Annotated in this window: 19 protein-coding genes; 2 read left to right on the forward strand and 17 right to left on the reverse strand. The window is 33.0% G+C overall.

Annotation, left to right across the window (positions count from 1 at the left end):
* Window positions 1-87 precede the first annotated feature (87 nt).
* From JVV30_RS10740 to JVV30_RS10775, 8 genes are all read right to left on the reverse strand, one after another.
* A complete protein-coding gene (locus JVV30_RS10740; protein WP_239469365.1) occupies window positions 88-1,662 on the reverse strand; it encodes a Maebl in 1,575 nt (524 codons plus the stop codon).
* A gap of 71 nt (window positions 1,663-1,733) precedes the next feature.
* Window positions 1,734-2,240 (reverse strand): DUF948 domain-containing protein, encoded by a 507-nt coding sequence (locus tag JVV30_RS10745; RefSeq protein WP_053030488.1) that lies wholly within the window; start codon window positions 2,238-2,240, stop codon window positions 1,734-1,736.
* 81 nt (window positions 2,241-2,321) lie between these two features.
* Window positions 2,322-3,635 carry a UDP-N-acetylmuramate--L-alanine ligase gene (gene murC / locus JVV30_RS10750; protein WP_204194213.1) on the reverse strand — a complete coding sequence of 438 codons (1,314 nt, stop codon included), beginning with the start codon at window positions 3,633-3,635 and terminating at the stop codon, window positions 2,322-2,324.
* 20 nt (window positions 3,636-3,655) lie between these two features.
* On the reverse strand, window positions 3,656-7,549 hold the full coding sequence (locus JVV30_RS10755; protein ID WP_070855684.1) for a DNA translocase FtsK: 3,894 nt from the start codon (window positions 7,547-7,549) through the stop codon (window positions 3,656-3,658).
* 17 nt (window positions 7,550-7,566) lie between these two features.
* On the reverse strand, window positions 7,567-8,166 hold the full coding sequence (ytpR, locus tag JVV30_RS10760) for a YtpR family tRNA-binding protein (protein ID WP_070855683.1): 600 nt from the start codon (window positions 8,164-8,166) through the stop codon (window positions 7,567-7,569).
* A gap of 21 nt (window positions 8,167-8,187) precedes the next feature.
* Window positions 8,188-9,045, reverse strand: coding sequence for a DUF1444 domain-containing protein (locus JVV30_RS10765; protein ID WP_053030495.1), 858 nt, complete (start codon window positions 9,043-9,045; stop codon window positions 8,188-8,190).
* A 109-nt stretch (window positions 9,046-9,154) separates the two neighbouring features.
* A complete protein-coding gene (locus JVV30_RS10770; RefSeq protein WP_070855682.1) occupies window positions 9,155-9,469 on the reverse strand; it encodes a thioredoxin family protein in 315 nt (104 codons plus the stop codon).
* 12 nt (window positions 9,470-9,481) lie between these two features.
* Window positions 9,482-10,555, reverse strand: a complete 1,074-nt coding sequence (locus JVV30_RS10775) for a M42 family metallopeptidase (RefSeq protein WP_070855681.1) — start codon at window positions 10,553-10,555, stop codon at window positions 9,482-9,484.
* Window positions 10,556-10,641: 86 nt separating this feature from the next.
* Here JVV30_RS10775 and JVV30_RS10780 point away from each other — a divergent pair, with 86 nt between their 5' ends.
* Entirely contained in the window at window positions 10,642-10,959 is a 318-nt protein-coding gene (locus JVV30_RS10780; RefSeq protein ID WP_053030503.1) for a hypothetical protein, read from the forward strand.
* Between the two features lie 120 nt (window positions 10,960-11,079).
* Here JVV30_RS10780 and JVV30_RS10785 read toward each other — a convergent pair whose 3' ends face one another.
* The 8 genes from JVV30_RS10785 to JVV30_RS10820 form a co-directional block, all read right to left on the reverse strand.
* On the reverse strand, window positions 11,080-11,901 hold the full coding sequence (locus JVV30_RS10785; RefSeq protein ID WP_053030504.1) for a YtnP family quorum-quenching lactonase: 822 nt from the start codon (window positions 11,899-11,901) through the stop codon (window positions 11,080-11,082).
* 234 nt (window positions 11,902-12,135) lie between these two features.
* Window positions 12,136-12,786, reverse strand: a complete 651-nt coding sequence (gene trmB, locus JVV30_RS10790) for a tRNA (guanosine(46)-N7)-methyltransferase TrmB (RefSeq protein ID WP_053030505.1) — start codon at window positions 12,784-12,786, stop codon at window positions 12,136-12,138.
* Between the two features lie 14 nt (window positions 12,787-12,800).
* Window positions 12,801-13,592, reverse strand: a complete 792-nt coding sequence (locus JVV30_RS10795) for a phosphotransferase family protein (protein WP_053030507.1) — start codon at window positions 13,590-13,592, stop codon at window positions 12,801-12,803.
* A gap of 457 nt (window positions 13,593-14,049) precedes the next feature.
* Window positions 14,050-14,898, reverse strand: coding sequence for a D-amino-acid transaminase (dat, locus tag JVV30_RS10800; RefSeq protein ID WP_070855680.1), 849 nt, complete (start codon window positions 14,896-14,898; stop codon window positions 14,050-14,052).
* A gap of 3 nt (window positions 14,899-14,901) precedes the next feature.
* Window positions 14,902-16,311: a Cys-Gly-3M3SH dipeptidase gene (locus JVV30_RS10805; RefSeq protein ID WP_053030510.1), complete on the reverse strand. Its 1,410-nt coding sequence runs from the start codon at window positions 16,309-16,311 to the stop codon at window positions 14,902-14,904.
* A gap of 390 nt (window positions 16,312-16,701) precedes the next feature.
* Window positions 16,702-17,127 (reverse strand): YtxH domain-containing protein, encoded by a 426-nt coding sequence (locus tag JVV30_RS10810; RefSeq protein ID WP_204194216.1) that lies wholly within the window; start codon window positions 17,125-17,127, stop codon window positions 16,702-16,704.
* Between the two features lie 17 nt (window positions 17,128-17,144).
* Window positions 17,145-17,840 (reverse strand): pseudouridine synthase, encoded by a 696-nt coding sequence (locus tag JVV30_RS10815; protein WP_053030514.1) that lies wholly within the window; start codon window positions 17,838-17,840, stop codon window positions 17,145-17,147.
* Window positions 17,837-19,474 (reverse strand): putative polysaccharide biosynthesis protein, encoded by a 1,638-nt coding sequence (locus tag JVV30_RS10820; RefSeq protein WP_053030516.1) that lies wholly within the window; start codon window positions 19,472-19,474, stop codon window positions 17,837-17,839. The genes JVV30_RS10815 and JVV30_RS10820 overlap by 4 nt, the downstream gene beginning before the upstream one ends.
* A 267-nt stretch (window positions 19,475-19,741) precedes the next feature.
* On the opposite strand from JVV30_RS10820, the gene JVV30_RS10825 reads away from it, so the two are divergent.
* The gene (locus JVV30_RS10825) at window positions 19,742-20,995 is read left to right on the forward strand and encodes a BaiN/RdsA family NAD(P)/FAD-dependent oxidoreductase (protein ID WP_070855679.1); all 1,254 of its coding nucleotides are present in this window, start codon (window positions 19,742-19,744) and stop codon (window positions 20,993-20,995) included.
* A 99-nt stretch (window positions 20,996-21,094) separates the two neighbouring features.
* On the opposite strand, the gene JVV30_RS10830 is transcribed toward JVV30_RS10825, so the two are convergent.
* On the reverse strand, window positions 21,095-22,879 hold a 1,785-nt coding region (locus tag JVV30_RS10830; RefSeq protein WP_204194218.1), incomplete at its 5' end, for a DUF1542 domain-containing protein.

The raw sequence follows: 22,879 nt of genomic DNA on the forward strand, positions 1-22,879 counted from the left end.
AATCAAAAATCTAATTTAATTAACAGATTTCTGAATCCACTCCATTTAGTGATTAAAACCTCACATTAAATAAAAGCATTAGCTTTATTAATCATTAAAGGTACGTTTATCGATTTTACTTTTTGCTTTTTCAGCTCTTTGTTGTTGCTTAGGTGTTTTATTTTTAGCTTTTGTTGCATTCTGCTTTTTCTTAGTATTGCCTTTTGCTTTTTCATTAGCTGATTTAGTATCGTGTGTAATGACACCATTTTCAAATTTAGCAGATGCATGTGCTTGATTATTTTTAACTTGATCTTCATCTTTGTTAATTTCTTTTTTTGTAACTAAATAAGGGACCACTTTATCGCCTGATGATTTAGCAATTGCTGGTTCTTCTAATAACGTTTTTGTTTTACGCGCAACATTTGCATCATTATCTATTTTATTTTTCTTTGTACGTGCTGCAGATGCTATATTTTTTGCATTCACATGTTGATGTTTGCTCGTATCACCACTAGTTGAAGGATCAGATAAATTATGTTTTGATGATTCAACTTTAACTGCATTTTGTTGCGCTGCTAATTCAGTTGCACTAACCTCTTTAGACTGTTGTTCTTTTTCAGTCTCTTTCTTAGCTTCTTGAATTTCTTGTGCTTGTGGTGATTGATCCGCTAAGTTATCTGATGTTTCTGCTTTAATCGCATTTTGTTGCGCGACAATTTCTTCAGCACTATTGCCTTCATTGTTTCTTAAATGTTCACTATCATCAGCTTTAGCTTCTTGAATTTGTTGCGCTTGTGGTGATTGATCCGCTAAATTATCTGACGTTTCCTTTTTGATTGCATTTTGTTGCGCTGCTAATTCTGTCGCAGTAATATCTTTCGTATCTTGCTCTTTAAGTGCTTCAGCTTTAGCTTCTTGGATTTCTTGAGCTTGTGGTGATTGATCCGCTAAATTATCTGACGTTTCCTTTTTGATTGCATTTTGTTGTGCAACAAGTGCTTCTTTACTAACTTCTGAATGGTCTTTATTTCTAAAGTCTTCAATTTTTTGTTTTACATTTTCAATATTATTCTCAGTTTGTTGCTTGATTTTTTGATAACGATGTCTTAATTCTTGTTCTTTATTTTTTGCGCTATCAATTTTTTCTTCGGCTTTATTTTTATAAAAGAGTCCAACCGCTGAACCAATTAAAGCACCTGTAATAAAACTAATCACAAAGTCTTTGCGTGATGGATGAGAACTGTATTTGTTGTGACTATATTGAGAACTAGTAACATCCTCTCCAGTAGTCTTTTGATTTGCACCTTGACCATGTAAGTCTTTACCAGAATTATTTGTGACAAACGCATCTCTATTATAATGCTCTGTATTTAAACCTTGTCTAGACTTACCATCTTTTTGATTTGGGCCATTATCATGTAAATCATGGCCATGATTATTTTTTTCAAAGTCATCTCTATTGTAATGTTTAGTCGCATTTGATTGTGCTGCACTATCTTGTTGATTTGCACCTTGTCCGTGTAAATCGCTGCCAGTGTTTGTCGTTGTAAAAGCGTCTCTATCATAATGCTTAGTCGCATTTGATTGTGCTGCACTATCTTGTTGATTTGCACCTTGTCCGTGTAAATCATTTCCAGAATTTGTCGTTTCAAATGCGTCACGATTATATTTCTTACTCATATTAGCTCCTCCTATAAGAAAAGCACTTAAATAAGTAAAAACCTCATTTAAGTGCATTTGATTGAATCATATTAAAAGTTTTTCTCAACGTTAGTAGTGTAATTTTCGTTTGCATGATTTGCATCATTACCTACAGATGTGTTTCTGTAGTTTGCACTTCCTCTACGGTAGTGTCTATTTTGCCATTTGTCAGCAATTTCCATTGCAACATTTGACCATTGAACTACTTGAGAAATTTTATCTTCATTTTGAGAAATATTATGTGTAATTGAGTTAGTTACACGATCAACTGAACCATTTAAATTTTGTACAGAATCGCCGATACCTTTAACACCATCGACAACAGAATTTAAGCGTTCAACTTTGCCTTGAATATCTTCAGTTAAGCGGTTAGCTTTGTGAAGTAAATCAGTTGTTTCACGTGTAATACCTTGAACTTGTCCTTCAACACCATCAAGTGTTTTAGCAACGTGATCTAAATTCTTTTTAACTGAAATTAAAACGACAACGATTCCAATACATAATACTAAGAATGCAATCGCGGCGATAATTCCAGCAATTGGTAAAATCCAATCCATTAAAAACGCCTCCTAAATACCATTTACTTTTAAATAAAAGCTATTAATTATTAATACCCAACATAATTATATATAAACATATTAAAATTCATTTGTCATGCCGACATGTTCTTCATAAGCACGTTGTAACTTTTGAATGTCCCCAGCGCCCATAAATAAGATAACAGCATTATCAAATTGTTCTAATACGTCAATATTATTTTCATCGATTAGCGCAGATCCGTCAATACGATTTATTAAATCTTGAATTGTTAAATCACCTGTATTTTCACGAATTGAACCAAATATTTCACATAAATAAACATGATCCGCTTTGCTTAGTGATGCTGCAAATTCTTCTAAGAAAGCTTGCGTTCTTGAAAATGTGTGAGGTTGGAAAACTGCCACAATATCTTTATTTGGATATTTTTTACGTGCTGTTTCAATTGTAGCACTTATTTCTCTTGGATGGTGAGCGTAATCGTCTACTAATACTTGATTAGCAACATTTGTTTCATTAAAGCGACGTTTTACACCACCAAATGTTTCCAATGCTTCTTTAATATTCTTGACGTCCATCTTTTCAAGGTAACTAATCGCGATAACTGCTAATGCATTTTGGATATTATGATCTCCGTATTGTGGTGATAAGAATTGATCATAATATTCACCATTAACGTAAACATCAAATTGTGTACCTTTATCAGTTATTTGAATATTATCGGCATATATATCATCATTTTTGTTTAAACCATAATAATAAATTGGTACGTCCGCTTCAAGTTGTCTTAAATGTTCGTCATCACCCCAAGCAATAATCGCTTTTTTAACATTATGTGCCATACTTTGGAAAGCACTTGCAACGTCTTCAATGTCTTTAAAATAATCAGGATGGTCGAAATCAATATTAGTCATAATGGCATAGTCTGGATGGTAACTTAAGAAATGACGACGGTACTCGCACGCCTCAAATGCAAAATAGTCACTTGCAGATAATCCCATACCCGTACCATCTCCAATTAAGAATGATGTTTTTTTATCACCATTCATAACATGAGACAGTAAACCAGTTGTTGATGTTTTTCCGTGTGCACCTGTAACTGCAACAGATGTGTATTGATCAATCACATGACCTAAGAAATCATGATAACGTATCACGTCTAATTTTAAATCATGCGCTTTAACAATTTCTTCATGAGTATCTGGAAACGCATTACCTTGAATGACTACCATACCTTCTTTAATATTGTCACTGTTAAATGGTAGTATTTTAATTCCTTTATTTTTTAATGCTACTTCTGTGAATACATATTTTTCTATGTCGGATCCTTGCACCTCATGTCCTAAATCATGCATGATTTGTGCTAATGAACTCATTCCTGCGCCTTTAATACCAACAAAATGATAATGCGTCATATACATAAAACTCCTTTAATTTAATCTTTCTTTAAATCTGCTTCAGTAATAAATACATCTCTAGGTTTAGAACCGTTTGCACCAGAAATATAATCTAACTGTTCAAGTTGGTCTACGATTCGTGCAGCACGGTTATATCCAATTTGGAAGTGTCTTTGAATTAATGAAGTGGAAATATGTCCTTCTTTAACCATAAATTCACACACATCATCGAATAATTCGTCTTGAGCTTGTGTTTGGTTCTTTTTAAGTAATTCCTTCTCCTCGAACAAATAGTTCGGTTCTCTTTGTTCTTTAATGAAATCAACTACATCATCAATCTCATCATCTGAAACAAATGTACCTTGGACACGAATTGGTTTATTCATACCACTACCTAAGTAAAGCATATCGCCATAGCCTAATAAGCGTTCCGCACCACCACTGTCTAAAATCGTTCTTGAGTCAACGCTTGAAGATACCATAAATGCAATGCGTGTAGGTATATTGGCTTTAATTAAGCCAGTAATAACATTGACAGATGGTCGTTGTGTTGCAACCAACATATGAATGCCACATGCACGTGCCTTTTGTGCTATTCGAGCGATTGATTGTTCTACCTCTTGCGGTGCCATCATCATTAAATCTGCTAACTCATCAATAACAATAACAATTTTTGGCATTCTTTGCTCATATGGTGCTTTTTTGTTGAAAGCAGTAATGTTTCTTACATGGAATTGCGCAAATAATTTGTAACGTTTTTCCATTTCGTCAACGGCCCATTTTAAACTTTGTGTGGCTGCCTTAACATCAGTAATAACCGGTGAAACTAAATGCGGTAAATCGTTGTATGGTGCAAGTTCAACCATCTTAGGATCAATTAGTAATAACCTTAATTCTTCTGGATGATTTTTGTAAAGTAATGACATTAAAATACTATTGATACAGACTGATTTACCTGATCCGGTTGCACCCGCAATTAGGGCGTGTGGTGTCTTAGCAATATCCATTAACAATGGTTCATTGTTAATTCTATTACCCATAGCTACGGTTAATTTAGACTCAGCATTTTTAAATTTTGGACTTTCTAAAATAGATTTTAAGTTAACTTTCGTAGGATTTAAGTTTGGTACTTCAATACCTACTAAACTTGTTCCAGGAATTGGTGCTTCAATTCGAATGTCTTTCGCAGCTAACGCCATTTTAATATCATCCTGTAAAGCTGTAATTCGTGAAACTTTGACACCCTTCTCCACTGCCAATTCAAACCGAGTTACACTTGGTCCTTCAGTTACATGTTGTACTTCAGCCGGTACATTAAAATAATAAAAGGCATCATTTAGCTCTTGTTTCTTCTCTTCAATCCATGCCTCATCGATTTCATGTGCTTCATGATCTTCTAATAAATCAAGGCTAGGTAGTTTAATATTTGGACCTCTTCTAATTGTACCTTTAGCATTATGCTCTTCTTTTTGATGGTGGTTTGAAGATACAATAGTTTGATCGTCTGCTGAAACTGTTGCATTCATTTCTTGATGATTGTTCATATCATGATTTGAATGTACAGCTTGGTTAGATTGTTCTTCACTGTCTGTATCAGTATTTTGGCTGTTTTCGAGAGGTTCTTCTACTAGGTTATCGTCATCTCTGTTTATGTCATTATTTAAATTTTTATCTTGTTCATCTGAATGATTGATATGATAGTTTGAATGCGTAGACTCTGTTCGAGACTCAGATAATGTATTTTCATTGTCACGAGATTCATTTGTATGATGGTTGACTTCTGATTCACGCTTTTTAGTTTGAACATGTTGTTTTGTCTCAGGCTTTAATTCTGGCACATTCACTTTATGTTTCGATACAGATTCTTTTTTTGCATCCATCATTCTTTTTTTATCAGAAGGTGTCATAACTACATTAAACGGTTTACTTCCTGGCGTGATAGACATTTTTTCAGGTACTTTTTTAGCTTCCTTATGTGTTATTTCTGATTTATCGTCGCCATTGTTAATGTGTTCATCTTCCACACCTTGTACTGATTCATCTGTATCTTTAACTGCAAATGAATCATCCATTTTATTAGAAGGGTCATTATGTGTTTTCGTTGACTGTGATACATTTTGGCTCTCTATATTTGTATTTTGAGAGACTCCATTCGTTTCGTCATCTTCTTTAGTAGCATATTCCACTTCAGACGTTACAGCATTTCTAATTGCATGATTCACATTTTCAGTTGATACATCTTCATCATCTTCTATGGCAGATGTTTCATCTGATAAAGATTCATTTTCGGACATACTGTCAGTGTGTGACTCCACGTCATCTATTTCTCTAAATTGTGCATCATCAACAGTTCCATTATGGTTGTCGTCATGAATGTTTTCACTTAAACTATCTGAATCATCATTATTAGATTGTAATTGTACCGCTTCTTCATCTGCTACGTCGTGATGGTAATTTGATTCTTTTGTAGATTCGTCAATCGCTTCATTAGAATGACGTTGTGCCTCATCATGATTAACATTTGATAATTGATCATTTGGAACATCTTTAACCTGTACATCATCTTGGTTAACTTCTTGCACACTTGAAACTTGGTTTAAATCAATCTCTTCATAATTATATGGTGCATTTGTCTCTTCGATATACTCTTGTTGTTCAATATTATGGTCTATGTCACTATCATCTTTCGATTGAGCGTTAGATGTCTCATGATGTGCAACGTCTTCTACTTGTGCTTGGCTCTCAACATGGTCATTGTTGTTTTTGTACTCATCATTAACACCCTCTGTTACATCACTATGTAAATGGTCAGAGTGGTTTAATGAACTTTCGCCAATATATTGTTCAGCTTGCTTAGCATACATTTCATCAATAGCTCTTTGAATACTATCTTCTTCATCAGTCTGTTGACGTTTGTTTTGCAATGCTTGTTTAAATTTACGTTTTTGTTGAACTTTACGCTCTCTTTCTTTTCTAATCTCCTCTACGATTTGAGAAGCATAAATATTTTCTATATTTACCGTGTTATCACGTTTTGAATAGTTTGGCGTACGTTCATAGTGATTAGAAGTATCAGCATTTCCTTCAACGATTGATTGTTGTTCACTGTTAACTGGTGCATTCTCTTGTGAAGTTAAATGTTCACCATCAAATTTTTGTCTGCTATCTTTTTCATTTTTACTTTCATGCGGAACGTGTTCTACCGTGCTCGAATGATGCTTGGTTTTAGACTCACTTGTATCTGTGTCATCTTTCACTGGTGGTATAACACCGTTTTCAATAGGTCTACGCTTTTTAGTTCCGAAAATAGCTGATGGTACTTCTGAAGTTTTAAAACTTGAACGGTGATATGTAGGTTCAGAACTCAAATGATAATTCGATTTGAATCTTTCTGATTGTAATTTCATCCTAGATTGATTTGAATTAGCGCTTCTGTAATTAGCAGTATTCGTTCTAGAATGTGTATTTTGACGTTTGTTAAAACGTTGAGATGTACTCGTATTATGAGTTCTACTTGATGTTTGAGAAGTTCTTGACTTAATAGAAGGCATACCAGAATCATCTTGACTCACATGTTGTCTTCTACGATGTCTTCTTGCATTTTCAGCTCGATCATCATCTGAGTAACTATTCATGTGACCCGTATAGTCATCATATTCATATGAACCGTATTGATTATCTTTCAATGTTGAATGGTTCTCTTTATCATCATTACTTTCGCGATAAGTTGCTTCTTCATACGTTTCATCTCGACCCACATCGATTGGGAATCGAAACTTACCTTTTGGACGATCGTAAATATCATTATTTTCAGGAAGTAATGAATCGTCTTTGCTTTGAGTTAGATCGCCATTGCGACGTTTACTTTTGCGTCTAAGCAATTCATCATCAGAATTGTCTTTGTTACTAAATAAATCATCAAACCAACTCATACATTCACTTCCTTCCTCTATTCATCAAAAAATGCTTGACCGACTTTATAGTCATCACTTAAAACCATAATACCTTTTTCTTGAGGTGCATTAGGTAAATTTAATTCTCTCATTGAGCAAACCATACCGCTTGAAGCAACACCACGTAATTCAGCATCTTTAATAACCATTCCACTTGGCATTACGGCACCAACTTTAGCAACAACCACTTTTTGTCCAGCTTCTACATTTGGCGCACCACAAACGATTTGTAAATGGTCATTACCGACATCTATTTTTAAAATACTTAATTTATCCGCATCTGGATGCTTATCTTTAGTTTCAACATAACCAACTACAAATTTAGGAGATAAATCTGCATTTAGTTGATACGTTAATCCAGATTCATTAATAGCTTTTTGTAATGCATCTACAAGCTCAGAAGTTAATTTAATATGTCCATTACCGTTGAATTGATGATAATTTGAAAACTTAAATAGATTGAAGCCAACAATCGTTCCTTCTTTATTAATTTCAACAACATCTCCAGATTTCTTATATTCAAACGGTCCATCTGTAGGTTCAATTTGTAGAAAAGCTACATCCCCTACGCCTTCTTTATTGTAAAATAAATTCATTTTAAATCTCCTCTATATCAATTATTTCTTATTATTAAATTTTTTACGATTTGCTTCCAATCGTTGTATTACATTGGGGTCTCTTTTTTGTTTGTTATTTTTACCCAAAATGAAGATAGGTTCGAAGTGACCTTTTTCATAACCAAATGATAATGAAGTAATAGGGACTAATCCTTTAGTAAAGAATTCCATAGTTAAATGTGCCATTACATCATAACCAGTTTTATTTCGAATATCAGCAATAATTAACACATCTTGGTGTGGTACAGCTACTAACATTTCACCTTCACATTGTTGATAGATATCATCTAAAAATTTGGTATTTAAAACACGACTGGCATCATAGCCATCATTAGAGTTTACAAAATAAAAAATATTCCCTTTAACTTCATCTGTTTTATATTGATTATTAAGTTTACGTATATTAAATAGTGACATTTCCTTAACTTGTTGTTCAGTCAATCCAAGTGATTCAAGCATACTTTCGTCAATTAAGCGATAAGACTTACCTAAATCGAGTGCATAATAGATATTTGTTTCTGCTGTATGCTTTTCAATTATAAATGGATGACCATCTTTTGTTTTTTTATCAAAGCTTGTAGCACGAATGACAGGCATAATCTGAATGTCATTCATTTTCTCAATACTTTGATCATCCATTTGAGCGATGGCTTCTTCGACATAATATACAATCTCATCTATAATTTTCTCTTTTTGGACTTCATATTTAGCGACAATAGCGTTTAATTTGATTGTTACGCCTTTATGATTGTCTTGTCTATATATACGTAACGTTTCTTCTTCACGATCAAATTTAAAATCAACATTTAAATGCGCTAAACGTTGTTTCAATTTATCTCTTACTTGAAAAACATTCATGTTTAACACTCCTATATTCGCACCTTATCCTATTTTACAATAAATTAGTGGTCAATTACAGAAAAAATCAATTGTACATATCATTCTAAAAACCTTTTAAATGCTTTATCTATTTATCAAACTGACTTAAAAATTCATCGATTTGTTCTATAGATTTGCGTTCTTTTCCAATGTAACTTCCTACTAATTCGTCATCTTTAAATACTAAAAAGCTTGGAATACCCATAATATCATGTTCTATGGCTAAATCTATAAATTGGTCTCTATCTACAGAAACGAAGTTAAAATCATTATATTTCTCTTCCAATTGAGGTAAATCAGGTTCAATGACACGACAGTCAGGACACCAACCTGCCGTAAATTCAAATACGGTATGCTCTTTCTTAAGTGACTTGAATTGTGATTCAGATTCTAAATTAATCATTCTATTCGCTCCTTATTCTTGAAATTGTAATTTATTAATTTGTTCTTCAGTTAAGTTGAGTATAACTTGTTCTAGTAATTGTCTTGCTGAGAAATAATCTCTAATATCAAAAACAGCATTAGTACTGTGAATGTATCTAGCACAAACACCAATTACAGCAGTTGGAATACCAATATTAGCTTTGTGAATTTCACCACCATCTGTGCCACCCGGTGAAATATAATATTGGTAATTTATATTATTATCATCTGCTAATTTAAGTAGATAGTCTCTAAATTCAGGTTGTAAAATCATGGTACCGTCTTTAATTCGAATTAAAGTCCCTTCACCTAATTCACCTGATAATTGATTTGCACCTTTAATATCATTTGCTGGAGAACAATCCACTACAAGTGCAACATCGGGTTGAATGAGTTCAGCTGCTGCTTTAGCACCACGTAAGCCTACTTCTTCTTGAACATTAGCGCCAACGTATAAATCAACATCCAAATCGACACTCTTCAACAATTCTAATATTTCAATCGCAATGACACAACCATATCGATTATCCCATGCTTTCGCACTATATCGATGTTCAGTTAATTGCGTTAATTCAGTATTCGGAACAATCGTATCTCCTATTTCTATTCCCATCTGTCTTACTTCGTCATCAGAACTTGCACCGATATCTAGCATCAAATCTTTTATTTCTGGCACCGCTTCGTTGCCTGTTCTAAAATGTTTCGGAATATTAGAGACAATCCCTACTATAATGTCGCCTTTTCTATTTTTTACTTGAAGACGTTGACCTTGCCAAATATCGTTTGCTACACCACCAAGATTGGTAAACTGTAGCATACCATTCGAAGTAATGTTTGTAATCATGAACCCTATTTCATCCATATGCGCAGCAATCATTACCTTCTTAGCATTAGCTTTTTTAGATTTTTTAACGCCATAGAAACCACCCATACGATTTACGATAAACTCATCAACATACGGTGACATTTCATTTTTCATATAATTTCGTACATCCTCTTCAAAACCTGGTGCACCATGTAATTCGGTTAATGCCTTAATTCGTTCTAATGTTTTATGCTTATCCATCTTAACTAACACACTCCTTAAATGTATTATATCATTTTGAATATGGTACACTAATGATAAGAACTATTAATAGAGAGGTAGAGATTATGACACGTCAAACTTACAAATACATCTCAATTTCAGTTGCTCTAGTTACAGGTATAGCCACTGTCTTTTTTATTTATTTCCTAAAAGAAAAGAATAAAATGCAAAATCCTGATAAAGTATTGGATGAAGCCAAATCTTACTTTATGAACATCACAGGATCGTTTATTCTTCATGAGCCGTATGTAGATGACAATCTATATCCAAATCGTTTCATTTTTCAAGGCGGCATTACTCAAGTTAAGAATGATCAAAAGATGGAATATATCTTTTATGCAGATGCAAAATCTGGTGAAATTTTAAATATTATTGAATTATAATAAACTGAACATAATAGGGAGCTGGACTGAATGAATATAAATTCTTAGTCCGGCTCCCTATTATAATCGTTCATTAAAAAATGGATAACAACGTTACCAAATCGCTTTATATCACTTTCTTTATCTTTTAATTGATTGCTTAATCGTCTTTCCATCTGACTCATATTGCGTCGCGAAGTAAACATGATCATGATAATATAAGAACCAATAATCATGATAAATAAAGTATGGTATTAATCTTTCTTTTTCTCGAATAGACGTCATTGGGTAATCATCATATGCCATAACCCAAAGTGGATTGGTATGTGCATTTGTAGGTAATATATCGGACATGTGAACTGCACGCTCACCTTCACTCTCAATTGTAATAATTGATTGTCCATAACTATGACCACCAACATGCTTCATATGAATCCCTGGATAAACTTCAATGAATTCATCAAAAAGTATCATTTTATCTTCATATGTACCTCTATTTATTTCCCAATAGGTTGCTTTACTACGAATGTTTGGACTTATAAATTCATGCCACTCGTCTTGTTGCACATAGTGCATTGCATTTGGAAAAATAGAATTACCCTCAGTATCCGTTAACCCTGTCGCATGGTCAAAATGCATATGTGACATTAATACAATATCGATATCTTCCACAGTCAAATTTAATTTTTCTAAATCAAATTGAATATGACTTTCATATTCGACACCATAATTTTTAAGTTGTTTGTCTGTTAATTTATGATTTCCAATTCCAGCATCGATGATAATGTTCTTATCGCCAGTCTGAATTAAAATTGGATATGTTAAGTTAGGAACTTGATTTCTTTCATTCACATCATACTTTTTCGTCCACAGCGGTTTAGGTACAACGCCAAAGATAGCACCACCATCCATTTGCGTCATACCGCCATTTAAATAAGTGATATTAAATGCACCTAACTTCATATTAAACACCTTCCATCTTTTTATTTATCAAGTATTTCAATATATGAAATAATCTTACATTACAATATCCAATTTAAGAATATATAAACAGAAAAGAGCAGAACAGAATTCTTGTCGAATTCAATGTTCCACTCTTGGAATGACGTTTTAAACTATAACAAGTGATGCATTAGCCTTCACTCAATCTCACTAACTACCGTGAATCTTCATGATGATCAAAGTCACAACTTTAAATTAATGTTCAATGTCTTTATGAAATTTTGCTTCCATTCGATAAATTCTAGAACCTTTATCGGAAAATTTCTTCTCATATTCTGTCAATATATTATCTTCATCATCTTCTTCATGAAGATTGAGATTTAATTTAGTAAAGTACATACCATATTGCGACATACTTTCTAAACTAAACGCGAATAAGCCTCTGTTATCCGTTTTAAAATGGATTTCTCCATCTTCTTTAAGGATTTGTTGATATAGCGCTAAAAAAGTATGATATGTTAATCGACGTTTAGCGTGTCTTTTTTTCGGCCATGGGTCAGAGAAATTTAAATAAATTCGTGCAACTTCACCATCATTGAAATACTCATTTAATTCTATAGCGTCATTACATATCATTTTTAAATTTGTCAGGCCTTGTTCTTTCACTTTATCTAGTACTTTATACATGACACTTTTTTCGCGTTCCATAGATACAAAATTAATTTCTGGGAATTTAGAGGCTAACGTTGTTATAAACTGCCCCATACCAGAGCCAATTTCTATATAGATGGGTTGTTCTTTATCAAACCACTCCGACATTTTTCCTGCATGTGTGCCATCCATATCTACTAAATCAGGATGTTCTTTTAAATAATCTTCCGCCCATGGTTTATAGCGAACTCTCATACTTGAAATCTCCCTTAGATAAATAAATTACTATTCATAACCTCGTTTAAAAATTTTAGCCAATTATTCATATCTTTGAATCTTTTTTGCTCTTCATACCATTGAACCATACCAATTGATTGAATGACTGTATACCATTTCATACGTTTATTTAAGTCTATGCTTTCTTCTACGCCATACGTCTTAAACCAGTCAGACCAATTTTTTTCGGGAACGTAGTTATAGAGCAGCATTCCAATATCAATAGCAGGATCGGCAATCATTGCGCCTTCCCAATCTACTAAGAATAATTCATCTCTATCAGATAGTAGCCAGTTGTTATGATTTACATCTCCATGTACAACCGTAAAGAAACGAGAATCCATATTGGGGATATGTTCTTCAAGGTATGTTAATGATTTACGAATAATGTGATGTGTTAATACTTCTCTTGATAGTGATGCATTAATCTTTTTCAACATGATATTAGGCGTGATGGGTTCCATTTCCATACGTTTAAGCATATTCAGTAAAGGTTTAGAACCATGAATCTTTTTAAGCAATGCAGCAACACGTGCTTGATACATTTCATCTGGTTCAAGTTCTCTGCCATTTTTCCAGTGTTGGGCTGTGACAACTTCACCTGTTTCAATACGTTTGGTCCATACTAATTTAGGTACAATACCTTCAGCTGACAATGCTGCAATAAATGGATTAGAATTACGCTTTAAAAATAGCTTTTGACCGTCCTGTTCAGCCATATATGCTTCACCAGAAGCACCTCCTGCTGAATCAAGTGTCCACCCTAATTGATAAAACTGCTCCAACTCGTTCACCTCACTTTCAATTAGAAAATGGCTCGAGAAATATAGTTTTCAAGAGCCATATATTCTAATTTGATATAATCGTTTGTTGGAAAACACGACTATATATTTCTAAATAATTATATTTTTATACATAAGTTATTATTATAAATAAATTGTTACTGTCCCCAAACATTTATTTAAATAAATACGTCTCTTTTATCACTCAATGATGATTTTATAATTTTTAGCCTTCTTTTTCAACTGAAAATGAGAAACAAAAAGATACATTTTACTAGTCGATTATGGCTAAATTACGTTTCAATCTTTAGGTTTTATTATAACACATTTTCAGACCTTTAAACTGCGTATTTTTAATTTAATTCATGAAATTTATTTACATTATAAAATCAAAAAGAACGTACTCAAATTCTATAAATTTAGAATCAGTACGTTCTTTAATAATCAATTATTTATTTAATTAATTACTTCTCGTTTCAATGTATTTATTAAATCCTTCTTGAAGTTTGCGCGTAACAGGTCCTACTGTGCCTTCACCAACTTGCTCACCATCTATTTTAACAACAGGTGTCACTTCGGCAGATGTACTTGAAACAATGACTTCATCAGCATTTTTCAAAAATTCAACAGTAAACGTTTCTTCTTTAAATGGAATATCTTCATCTTCAGATATCCATTTAATTACTTTACGCGTAATACCATTCAAAATGTAATTATTAACGGGATGCGTATAGATTGCACCATCTTTAATTGCATACACATTACTTGAAGCACCTTCTGTAACTATATCGCCTCTATGTTGTATTGCTTCACTTGCGTTGTATTTAACTGCATATTCTTTTGCAAGTACATTTCCTAAAAGGTTTAAACTTTTAATGTCGCAACGCAACCATCTAATATCTTCTACAGTTGCTGCATTGATTCCGTTTTCCAAATCTTCAAAAGGTCGATCGTAACTTTTAGCAAATGCCATAATGACAGGCTTTACGTCAGGTGTTGGGAAAGAATGATTTCTTGGTGCTACACCACGTGTAGCTTGGATGTAAATGCCACCATTTTTTATTTGATTTACCTTTAATAATTCTCTAACTACATCAATTAATTCTTCGACTGTATATCCTAAATCTAATTGTATTTCCGCAGCACTTCTTATAAAACGCTCGAAATGTTCTGTAACTGTAAATAATTTCCCGTCATATGCTCGAATGTATTCATAAATACCATCACCGAATACATAACCACGATCTTCATAAGAGACTTTTGCTTCACTTTGATCGATAAATTCACCGTTAATAAATACTTTTGTCATAGTTTATCCCTCCACACATAGTGAGTAAATTGCTTCTAAATAGATACTTGTTGCATTGAATAATTGTTTTTTAGTAATATATTCATTCTTTTGATGCATTAAATCCTCTGAATCTTCAAACATGGCTCCAAATGCCACACCTTTATCAAGGTTTCTAGCATATGTACCTCCACCTATTGTATAGGGTTCAGACATATCGCCAGTTTGATTTCTATAAGCTGTAACTAATTTCTGTACAAAAGGATCATTTTTGTCTACAAAATGAGGTTGCTGAACTTTGCCTAATTCAAGATCAAATCCATATTCTTTAATTTCTTTAGTAAATCGCTGTATAGCTTCTTCAAATTCAAAATTTTGTGGATAACGTAAATTAATACCAAATCGGCCAGCATGTTTATGGTCATAAGAAATAATACCAACATTTGTAGTTACATCGCCCATAACATCTGTATGGAATTTCATTCCCATCTTCTCACCAAAATGTGATTCGTGAAGGTAACGATTACTAAAGTCTACAAATTCTCTTGCTGTTTGATTTAGATTTAATGTTGATAAGAAATCTAATAAGTATAAGCCAGCATTAACACCTAATGATGGATCCATACCATGAACAGCTTTACCTTCAACCGTTAGGACTAACTCTCCACTATCAACGACACTCTCACCTTGTAGTTTATGCTCATCTAAATAGTGTTCGAAATGCTGAACAACGTCGGTCATGTTTTCTTTGACAAATACGCGTGCTTGAGCATGATCAGGTACCATATTGTAACGTTGACCAGATTCAAACGAAATCAATTCATAATCTGGTTCATCTTGATCTTCAGACGTACTATTTTGAACTAAATCGAAAGTTGTGATTCCTTTTTCTCCATGAATAGCTGGAAATTCTGCATCAGGTGCAAATCCTAATGCTGGCATTTCTTCCGTTTGGAAATATCTTTCAGTACATTTCCAATCTGACTCTTCATCTGTACCAATAATGATATGAATACGTTTCTTCCAATCAACTTTCATTTCATTTAAAATTTTGACTGCGTAATAGGCTGCTATTGTCGGTCCTTTGTCATCTAGCGTACCTCTAGCAATAATTGCATCATCAGTTACCACAGGATTAAATGGATCTGAGTCCCATCCATCTCCTGCAGGCACGACATCGACATGACATAAAATACCTAAAACATCGTCACCTTTACCTGCTTCAATTCTGCCTGCAATATGATCTACATCATGGGTAGAAAAACCATCTCTTTGTGCTATTTCGTACATATAATCAAGCGCTTGACGAGGCCCCGGACCAACTGGAGTTTCATCAGATGCTTTTGAATCATCTCTGACACTCTCAATCGAAAGTAAACCTTTCAAATCATCGATTATTTGACCTTCATATTCTTGAACTTTCTCTTTCCACATTCGAGATCAACTTCCTTTTCAATAAATATACAGTTTATTTTACATAACTATAACGAAAAATTACAGTAAGATGTCAGAATATTTATAGATTTTATAAAATTTTATGTTAAAAATTTTATAAAACCTCCATATTTATACGCTATATGACGCAGTTTGTGTAAATCATACATATCAATGACATTTAATTTTTTGTACACAAATCTTTCATTCCATATTTATAAAAAAAGAATGGAACAGAATTCTTTTTAAATTCGTTGTCCCACCCCGAAAGGATGACCAGAACTGAAAAAAGCATGATTTAAGTGTATTCTCAGTTCAGTCAGCTACTGCCTATTGGCAAAGTAGCATTATCATAATGTTATTTCTCTTGCGCTTATAAATATCACAAAATTAATCTTTATCTTCTAACGCATTTTTATTTTTCTTTAAATCTTCTTCAGTGACTACTCTTAAATTGTTATTAACAGTAGCGCCACCTTCATCATCAAATTTACCTTCTTCTAGTGCATCTTCTTTGTTTGCATCTAAATTAGTAAATTTTGATTTTTCTTCTTCTAAGAATGATTTTGGATCATTTTTCAAGCGATTAGCGTATTCTTGAGGGTTATTTCTAACCTCTTGAATTGTTTCATTAGCTTTTGAACCTAATTGACTCGCTAATCCTTTTGCATTTTCTTTATAACTTTCTGGATCTTTTTTGTATTTATTATATTGCTCTTTTAATTTGTCTCTACTTTCTTTTCGAGATAATACAACTGCTGCAGTTGCAGCACCGACACCAGCAATAATTCTAAATAAGCCTGTAGTTTTAGACATAGTAAACACCTTCTCCTTTATGAATGCTGTAAAAGCTTTAATTCGTCATCTGAGAGTAACTTATACTCACCAGATTTAAGATTTTCATCTAACGCCAAATTAGCGATTTTAAGACGTTTTAATTCTAATACCTCATTTTCAATGGCATGAAACATCCTTTTAACTTGATGATACTTACCTTCATAAATGGTCACCTGTGACGTAGTCTCATTTACTCTTGTTAGTAAAGCAGGTTTAACTGGTCCATCAGATAGCGTGATCCCCTGCTTAAAAGCTTCAATATCATCATCAGATATCGTATGTTGAGAGATGACTTCATATGTCTTTGATACATGTTTAACGGGACTCATCAATTCATGACTAAACTGACCGTCATTTGTGATAAGCAATAATCCCTCTGTATCTTTATCTAATCTACCAACAGGAAAGATATCTAAATGTTGATATTCTGGAATTAAATCTATGACAGTGCGATTCGTTCCATCATGCGTAGCTGAAATATAGCCCTTAGGTTTATTGAGCATAATATAAATATGATTAATAAACGTAATTTGTTTTCCATTTACCATCACAATATCGTCTTCTGGATTAATATGACATTTAGGTGATTTCTCTATCGAATCGTTAACTGTAACGGTCCCTTTTTTTAAAAGTTGCTTTACCTCAGAACGTGTTCCCACACCCATATTAGCTAAAAATTTATCTAATCTCATCTTAAGAAACCAACTTTTCGACGAATTTTACCAGGTAAATCTCCTAAAAACTCATCAGCCAATCTATTTTTAATTGTAATTGTACCATAGATGAGACCACCTACAATAACGCCAATAATCAGAATAATAAACGCTCCAGATTTACGATCGACAGATATGAACAAGCTTAAAATAAAGTAAACAACTTCAACACTTATCATCATGATTAAACTATAAATGAAAATTTTAGCAACTTGAACAAATGTATCTGTAAAATGGAATTTAGCATAAATTTTCAAAATCATTAGGTTCGCGATGTTAGCGACTGTAAGCGCAATAGCAGTACTTAATACTGCACCTGCTGTATGGAATATCATAATTAATGGAATATTCAAGATTAATTTAACAATTACAGATCCTAAAATTACAAAAACTGTTAATTTTTGTTTGTTAATCCCTTGTAGCATTGACGCAGTTACACTTAATAAAGAAATTAAAATTGCAACTGGTGCATAGTAAAATAGTATTTTATTACCATCTGGATTATATTGATAGAATACAGTGTATAAAGGAGATGATAATGCCATTATTCCAAGACTTGCTGGCACTGTTATGTACATTAATACGCCAATAGACGTTCTAATTTGACGATGCATTTCTGTTAAGCGACCTTCAGCAAAAGTCTTGGTAATAAATGGTATTAAACTAACTGCAAAACCCGCTGCTAATGATGTTGGTATCATAACAATTTTGTTTGTTGTAAAGTTTAAGATAGTAAAGAAATAGTCTTTATTCGCATGGAATCCTGCTGCATCTAATGCATTATTGTGTGTAAATTGGTCCACTAAATTAAATAGTGGGAAATTCAGACTTACAATAACAAATGGAATACTATATGAAATTATTTCTTTATACATTTTAGTATAAGAAACATCTAGTCCAGAATTATCGGATGCTACCATTTTTTGAATATGTGGCTTACGTTTTCGCCAGTAATACCAAAGCGTTAGTAAACCAGCAATAGCACCTATCGCGGCTGCAAACGTAGCTATACCATTTGCTTGTAAGTAAGAACCATGAAAGACATTTAATACTAAGAAACTTCCGATAAGTATAAACACAATTCTAGCGAGTTGTTCTGTTACCTCAGAAACAGCTGTAGGTCCCATTGATTCGTACCCTTGGAATACACCACGCCATGTAGCAAGTAATGGTATAAATACAACTACCATACTTATCACTCGAATGATCCAAGTAATATCATCAATTGTCCATCCGCCTTTGCCCTCTTTACGTCCTAAAGTTAGAGAAGCAATATCTGGCGCTAAGAAAAATAGAATTAAAAATCCTATTATTCCTGATATGGACATAACGATAAAACTTGATTTATATAATTTCTGTCCAACTTTATACGCACCTAAAGCATTGTACTTAGCTACAAATTTTGAGGCTGCTAATGGTATTCCCGCTGTTGCAACAGCAATTGCGATATTATATGGAACATATGCATAGTTAAATGGTGCTAACTTTTCTTCCGCATTTGCACCCATAATGGCATAAAAAGGAATTACAAAAAGTACACCTAATATTTTAGTTATTAGAATACTTAATGTAATGAGAAAGGTACCTCTTACCATTTCCTTATTTTCACTCATATTTAATCTTCCTGCCTTTTTAATAATCAATTTATTTAATTTAAAACCTTTTTGAAGGGCTTGCATTACTATAAAATATATCACAAAATACTAATTGTTTACTAATGACTTTAATAGTTTTACTAAATTTAGGTTTAAACGCATAATAAATCAAGATATATTCATTTGTTAATGAACCAATCTTAAATTATAACTAAAATTGTTAATAATTCAATCGTAATTTAAATTATAATAATAGCACTAAGATAATAAGACGGAGGTTTCTCAATGTATCAAACAATAATCATAGGTGGTGGACCTAGCGGACTCATGGCTGCAGTTGCTGCATCTGAGCAAAGTGAAAAAGTACTTTTATTAGAGAAAAAGAAAGGTTTAGGTAGAAAACTTAAAATTTCTGGTGGCGGTAGATGTAATGTTACGAATCGATTACCATATGCAGAAATAATTAAAAATATACCAGGTAATGGAAAATTTTTATATAGCCCTTTTTCTGTATTTGATAACGAATCAATCATACACTTTTTTGAATCTAGAGGCGTCAAATTAAAAGAAGAAGATCACGGCCGTATGTTTCCAGTATCTAATAAATCTCAAGATGTAGTAGATACACTTGTAAACACCATTAAACAAAATAAAGTCGATATTAAAGAAGAAACGATCGTTAACGATATTAATGTAGAAGACAATGGGATATTTACAGTTAGAACTGATAAAGGCTCATTTTTAAGTAAAAGTGTCATCATTGCAACTGGAGGCACAAGTGTACCTCAAACTGGTTCAACTGGAGATGGCTACAAATTTGCGGAAAGTTTAGGTCATAGCATTACTGAACTCTTCCCTACTGAAGTTCCTATTACTTCAGCAGAACACTTTATTAAATCCAAAGAACTCAAAGGTTTAAGTCTTAAAGATGTAGAATTATCCGTGCTTAAGAAAAACGGTAAAAAACGAATTAGCCATCAAATGGATATGATATTTACTCATTTTGGTATAAGTGGACCAGCAGCACTAAGATGTAGTCAATTTGTTTATAAAGAACAAAAAAATCAAAAGAAAAAAGAAATTAATATGCAATTAGATGTTTTTCCAGAATACAAAAATCATGTTCTAGAGGAAAAAATAACATCTATTTTAATTGAAGAACCTGATAAGTACATAAAAAATAGTTTAAGAGGACTTATAGAAGAACGATATTTGTTATTTATGCTCAAACAAGCTCAAATCGATGAAAATACTACATATCATCACATATCAAACCAACAACTAAAAAAATTAGTTGACTGTTTTAAAGCCTTTACCTTTAAAGTGAACGGCACTTTACCAATTGATAAAGCCTTTGTAACTGGTGGTGGTGTAAGTTTAAAAGAAATTTGGCCAAAAACGATGATGTCAAAAATACAACCTGGTTTATTTTTATGTGGAGAAGTATTAGATATTCACGGTTATACAGGTGGCTATAATATTACTAGTGCATTAGTAACTGGCCATGTTGCTGGACATGAAGCAGCCATTTTTAAATAGAACAAAAGAACTTCCTTCAAACAAATTAGGATTTAAACGTTTGAAGGAAGTTCTTTTAAAATTTAATTTCTGATTACCGGTAAAGAGCGTATTTCAATCTTATTTAACATTTTTTCTTCGCTTTGATATTAATAGTAAGAATAATCCACTGATTAAAGACAATTGAGTTAATGGTACAACATCTTCTACTTTTTTAATACCTGTATTAGGTAATAAAGTATTTCCATTAAATTCTATTAATTTTAATTTAGAATTGACTCTAGGATTTTTATTTTTAGAAGCTTCTTTTTCTATTTTAGAAATTTTTTCAGTATTTTTCATTTTATTAAATTTAATATCGTTAAGTTTAGCTTCAGTTTCTTCAACAATTTGACTCAATTGAGTATCATGTGTAGCTTTATCAATTCTTAATAATGAACTTTTAACAATATTATCTACAAGTGTCTTTAACTTATTCTTTTCTTCATTAGAAATATTTTGTGAATTCTCTATTTTTTCTACTATATCCTTACCTTTACTTAAAATTACTTTTTTAGCGTTTAGTTTAGCTTTAGCTAAGGTATTTATTTGTGTAATTAACTTACTATATTTAATATCAATTGCTTTAACTTCTCTATTACTTTTCGCTTTTTTAATTTCTGCAAAAGCTTGATTTATTATTTGATCAATCTTATGTTTTGCACGCATTTTTTCTTCATAAGTTGCAGATTTATTTGAATCAATGATTTCTTTTTGCTTAGTTGCAATATCCATCAGATGTTTAAGTGCTTTATTTTTCGCAATAACTGTAGTTTGAACTTTATTTATATCCAATTTACCTTTACTTAAAGATGCATCAACTTCGCTGTTGTTTAAAGATTTATCAATATTTTCTTTCGCAATTTTAATTACTTCGTCTACCTTAGCTTTTGCCGCTACTTTTTCTTCATCTGTAGCATTAGGCGTTTGATCGATTTCTCCTTTTTTAACTTCGGCTGCTTTGTCAATTGCTTGTTTTGCTTGTGCTTTTTTCTCAACCGTTGGTTGCACATTGTTAATTGAATCTACACCGTTTGCTTTTGCTGTATCTACACCTGCGTTATTTGTTGCTTGGTCTATCGCGTTTTTAGCTGTAGTTACTGCTTCATCAACTTTCGCTTTGGCTGCTGCTTTTTCTTCATCTGTTGCATTTGGTGTTTGGTCTATTTCCGCTTTCTTAGCACGAGCTACTTCATCTATTGCGTTCTTTGCTTGTGCTTTTTTCTCAACCGTTGGTTGAACATGATTGATCGCGTCTACACCTGAAGATTTAGCAGTGTCTACGCCTGTGTTATTTGTCGCTTGATCTATCGCGTTTTTAGCAGTTGTCACTGCTTCATCGACTTTCGCTTTCGCTGTTGCTTTTTCTTCATCTGTAGCGTTTGGTGTTTGATCGATCTCTGCTTTCTTTGCTTGCGCTGCATTATCGATTGCTGTTTTCGCTTCGTCTTTCTTAACAACCGTTGGTTGAACATGATTGATTGCGTCTACACCTGAAGATTTAGCAGTGTCTACACCTGCGTTATTTGTCGCTTGGTCTATCGCGTTTTTAGCTGATGTCACTGCTTCATCAACTTTCGCTTTGGCTGTTGCTTTTTCTTCTTCTGTTGCGTTTGGTGTTTGATCGATTTCTGCTTTCTTTGCTTGCGCTGCATTATCGATTGCTGTTTTCGCTTCGTCTTTCTTAACAACCGTTGGTTGAACATGATTGATCGCGTCTGCACCTGAAGATTTAGCAGTGTCTACACCTGCATTATTTGTCGCTTGGTCTATCGCGTTTTTAGCAGTCGTCACTGCTTCATCAACTTTCGCTTTGGCTGCTGCCTTTTCTTCATCTGTCGCATTTGGTATTTGATCGAGTTCTGC

The sequence above is a fragment of the Staphylococcus sp. GDY8P47P genome, from assembly GCF_016892225.1.
GTDB lineage: Bacteria > Bacillota > Bacilli > Staphylococcales > Staphylococcaceae > Staphylococcus > Staphylococcus borealis.